This window comes from Mojavia sp., from assembly GCF_059505145.1.
In genome coordinates, this window is sequence record NZ_JCACKA010000042.1 from 1 (window position 1) to 3,304 (window position 3,304).

5 protein-coding genes are annotated in these 3,304 nt (G+C 41.7%); 3 read left to right on the forward strand and 2 right to left on the reverse strand.

Annotation, left to right across the window (positions count from 1 at the left end):
* Window positions 1–19: 19 nt before the first annotated feature.
* Both AC5JL8_RS07140 and AC5JL8_RS07145 read right to left on the reverse strand, forming a co-directional pair.
* Window positions 20–295: a hypothetical protein gene (locus tag AC5JL8_RS07140; RefSeq protein WP_495879087.1), complete on the reverse strand. Its 276-nt coding sequence runs from the start codon at window positions 293–295 to the stop codon at window positions 20–22.
* A 437-nt stretch (window positions 296–732) separates the two neighbouring features.
* Complete coding sequence (locus AC5JL8_RS07145; RefSeq protein WP_495879088.1) at window positions 733–1,014, reverse strand: hypothetical protein; 282 nt, start codon at window positions 1,012–1,014, stop codon at window positions 733–735.
* Between the two features lie 278 nt (window positions 1,015–1,292).
* Here AC5JL8_RS07145 and AC5JL8_RS07150 point away from each other — a divergent pair, with 278 nt between their 5' ends.
* The 3 genes from AC5JL8_RS07150 to AC5JL8_RS07160 all read left to right on the forward strand — a co-directional run bounded on the left by AC5JL8_RS07150 (window position 1,293) and on the right by AC5JL8_RS07160 (window position 3,168).
* Window positions 1,293–1,778, forward strand: a complete 486-nt coding sequence (locus tag AC5JL8_RS07150; protein WP_495879089.1) for a lecithin retinol acyltransferase family protein — start codon at window positions 1,293–1,295, stop codon at window positions 1,776–1,778.
* Window positions 1,779–1,884: 106 nt separating this feature from the next.
* Entirely contained in the window at window positions 1,885–2,223 is a 339-nt protein-coding gene (locus AC5JL8_RS07155) for a helix-turn-helix domain-containing protein (RefSeq protein WP_495879090.1), read from the forward strand.
* Between the two features lie 105 nt (window positions 2,224–2,328).
* Complete coding sequence (locus tag AC5JL8_RS07160) at window positions 2,329–3,168, forward strand: hypothetical protein (protein ID WP_495879091.1); 840 nt, start codon at window positions 2,329–2,331, stop codon at window positions 3,166–3,168.
* Window positions 3,169–3,304: the final 136 nt, after the last annotated feature.

Consider the following 3,304-nt stretch of genomic DNA (forward strand, 5'->3'; position numbering starts at 1 on the left):
TATCTTAACGGTTTACTTGCTATTTGAGTGTTTCTGCCAAAAGTGGATGCTCCCAGTCTAGATGGCTAGCATAAAGAATTTGTCGTTTCTTTAACTTTGTTTTATTCTCCTTTGCTTGATAACGAGGTTTAGCATTAACATATCCTAAAAATGGCAGAAAAGGATGCTTTTCAATCTTTATTGGATCTTTTACATATTTCCTTGCAAAATCTAAGGATATACTGCTATCAAAATGGAAATACCGACGATTTTTTAGCCACTTTTCTAAATTATTATTGTGGTAATGATATGTCATAAAGTGCAATTTAGCAAAGCTAAGAGGTTTAGACTGACGGCATCTGTTCACCCCTCAGCGCACGCCGATAATCCGCCCTAGAAGAGCGCCCGTCAAATGCACTATAATTGGCTACATCTCTTCAGACAATTACTTAGACAGTTAATCCATCTTGTAATATCTGGTGTCATGAACAACCTCCCTGCATACATTTATACAGGCTATTAAAATATAGCTGACTAGATTATTGAATGGCAAGGTAGAAAATAGCACAATTTTATATGCGTAAGTTAAATCATTCATTTTTACAATACTTACCCAAGGCTATGGAGCTATAAAAACCATTTGAGATTTGGGATCTTGAGAAAGAGGGGACTCTCGCTTTAAAACTCTATGCACAAGTTCAAATTTTATTTTATATAATCACCCAAAGCATTTGTGCATTATTTTTTGTTGCATTAATCCTTGATTTCAGCCTCCAACAAGCCCAGCACTTTCTCTTCTAAGCCCGTCAAATAAGCACGATTCAGCTTGCCCAGCATCTCCAAAAACTTCTGCACCGATTCCTCCAATACACTTGAATACACTCTACTGATGCGATCGCTAATCTCCCGAACCTGCTGGTATTCCTGCGGTAAATAATCAAAACACTTCAGATACTTTAGCCAAACCGTCAGTTCGCCATCCCATAGCCTTACAGTACAGTTAAGGTCGTTTACTTGACTGATAATGCCCAGCACCCGCCTTTACCTCTGAGTTCAGGAACCAAGAGCTAGAATTTGGCAAACTTCGCCAGTTTGGTACGTTTTATACGCTCAATCGTATTATTTTCAATCTTGGCGCTTAAAACTTTACTGCCAGCTTCTTGTGCTGTGCTTTGCCAAACTTCTTACTATTGCTACGGTTCTAGTTCTGTGAAAGTTTGGACTTGTCCTGCTGTTATCGGTAAAATACTCACAATTTGTAGATATTTTTGCAAGTTATTGACTTGTTAACACTATTTAATGAATAAGCACGTATGGGATTTGAAGTTGTAGAGTCTAGTGTATTGAAAATTTTTAAAGTACCTATTGGGCAAATTGCTGATTTTGCCGATCACTATTACCTTGCTGAAACGTCAAGCTTTAGTAATTCTATAGGTTGGGGTTCAGCTGGGCTGGAGTTGCGAGGAATGGTCAAGGTAACTCCGCAGGAGTTCAAGCGTATAGAGATGTTTGTATCAGCCGCTAAGTACAATGTCGCAGTCAATAATTGTGAGCATTTTGCAAACTATGTGCTTTATGGCATTAACCTTTCTTCTCAGCAGCATACGTGGTGGAAGAATTTAGGGCAGGAGATTATAAGTCTCTTACAACCAGTGCAGAGTGTAAGCGACAACTACAACAGTTTTATGAGCCAGCGAATTGCACAAGTGTTGAATGAGAATTTGAGACAAACCAAGATAGAGAAAGCAAATCGGGAGCGCATCGATTTTTGGAAATCCAGAGGAATCGATGTCAAGTGAAGCCGTCTTTTTGATTGCATTGCAAAGACTGCAAGCGATCGCAGTCATACTTTAAATGGATTGTTTTGTCTCAGCTTACTAATTTAATTAGTAATATTACTATATCATGTCTACTAATCCAATTGGTGAACTTGGTAATGAATTAATGATTATCGATAAAAGCTTAATTGCATCTATTCGATGGAATAAAGAGTTGGGCAGAAAGCTGAAAATTTTACGCGGCAAAGAGTCTATGCAGTCTTTGGCAAAACGCGCTGGCTGTGCTTATCAGCTAATTCAACATTTAGAGCGTGGAGAATACCCACAGTCAAGCCTAAGAGATTCAGCCCCCACAGTTTCTACTGAAAAGCTAGAAGCTATATGTCAAGCGCTTTCGATTAATTTGGAAGATTTTCTGGGGTGCCCGTTAGTAAAATTACCTCAAAAAATTCCAGATATTGCTTGATTATTACTAACCAAATTAGTAAAATGAAGTCATAACAAAAGACGACCGCTCTCGCCTTGGAAACTTGCGCGATCGCCTTTCGATCCTTTAACAGGAAATACCATTATGACTCAGCCCATATACACTCATCAACAGCTGCACCTGAAATCCATAGCCCGCCTCAAGCAAATCTACAGCGAAATCGGCTGCACAATCAAAGTACAAGACAAACGCTGTAAAGATGCCTGGATTAGCGCAATCATCTCCCATCAGTCCGCCCAGCTTCAGAAAGTTGACAACCAAACCCTCGCCCAAGCCGAACTTGACCGCCACATCGCAGACCAAGCCCAAGTCGTAGCACCCGAAGAATTAAAGGTAGTTGAGATATCTTTCTACGACCACGAATACTACGTTGGCAACCAGTTGATAGCCACAATCACCCACGATACTGATGACTTTGCGACGCAACGCTGGGTAGTCATAGTAAACAGTGTGGAAGTCCATCGTGCAGCCACCCCAATGCAGTGCCACCGCTACATCTGCACACATTACAAAGATGGGTCATTACCAGTGCAAGAGCAAGAAGCAGGGGGGCAGGGAGCAGGGAGCGGAGGGGAAGAATTCTCTCCCTTGCTCCCTACTTCTTCTATTGGCAATGAAATCATGGTGCAGATTTTCAACCAGTGCGAGAACTACGGGTTGGAATTGCTCGATGACGGCATTTACCGCGATGATGCGAAACTGGGCGAAGTGGGCTGCACAAACGGTGGTTGGTGGGTCATCCGGGCTTCTTTAGAGGGGCAGAAGAGAGCGTGTGATTCTGCAATGGAGGCTGTGCGATCGCTATTGATCAATCCTGTGTGTTGCGATGAACTCTTAGACAAGGCATTTGATGAACTGACGGCTGATGAATGGTGGAAGCTGCTGGAGTCTGAAGCGTACAACAGTGAGCTAATAGCGGCATAGGGAAAGAGTGGGCATCACACAATTCGCAATTCGCAATTCGCAATTCGCAATTTAATATAACCACCTGCAATTGGGGCAAACCTCAGGGGAAACGCACCTTATTTCCTAACAAAAACTAATAAGGATTTCAAAGTCA

Coding starts and splice junctions, on each gene's coding strand:
- AC5JL8_RS07155 (WP_495879090.1), top strand. CDS start 1,885: ATGTCTACTAATCCAATTGGTGAACTTGGTAATGAATTAATGATTATC.
- AC5JL8_RS07150 (WP_495879089.1), top strand. CDS start 1,293: ATGGGATTTGAAGTTGTAGAGTCTAGTGTATTGAAAATTTTTAAAGTA.
- AC5JL8_RS07160 (WP_495879091.1), top strand. CDS start 2,329: ATGACTCAGCCCATATACACTCATCAACAGCTGCACCTGAAATCCATA.
- AC5JL8_RS07140 (WP_495879087.1), bottom strand. CDS start 295: ATGACATATCATTACCACAATAATAATTTAGAAAAGTGGCTAAAAAAT.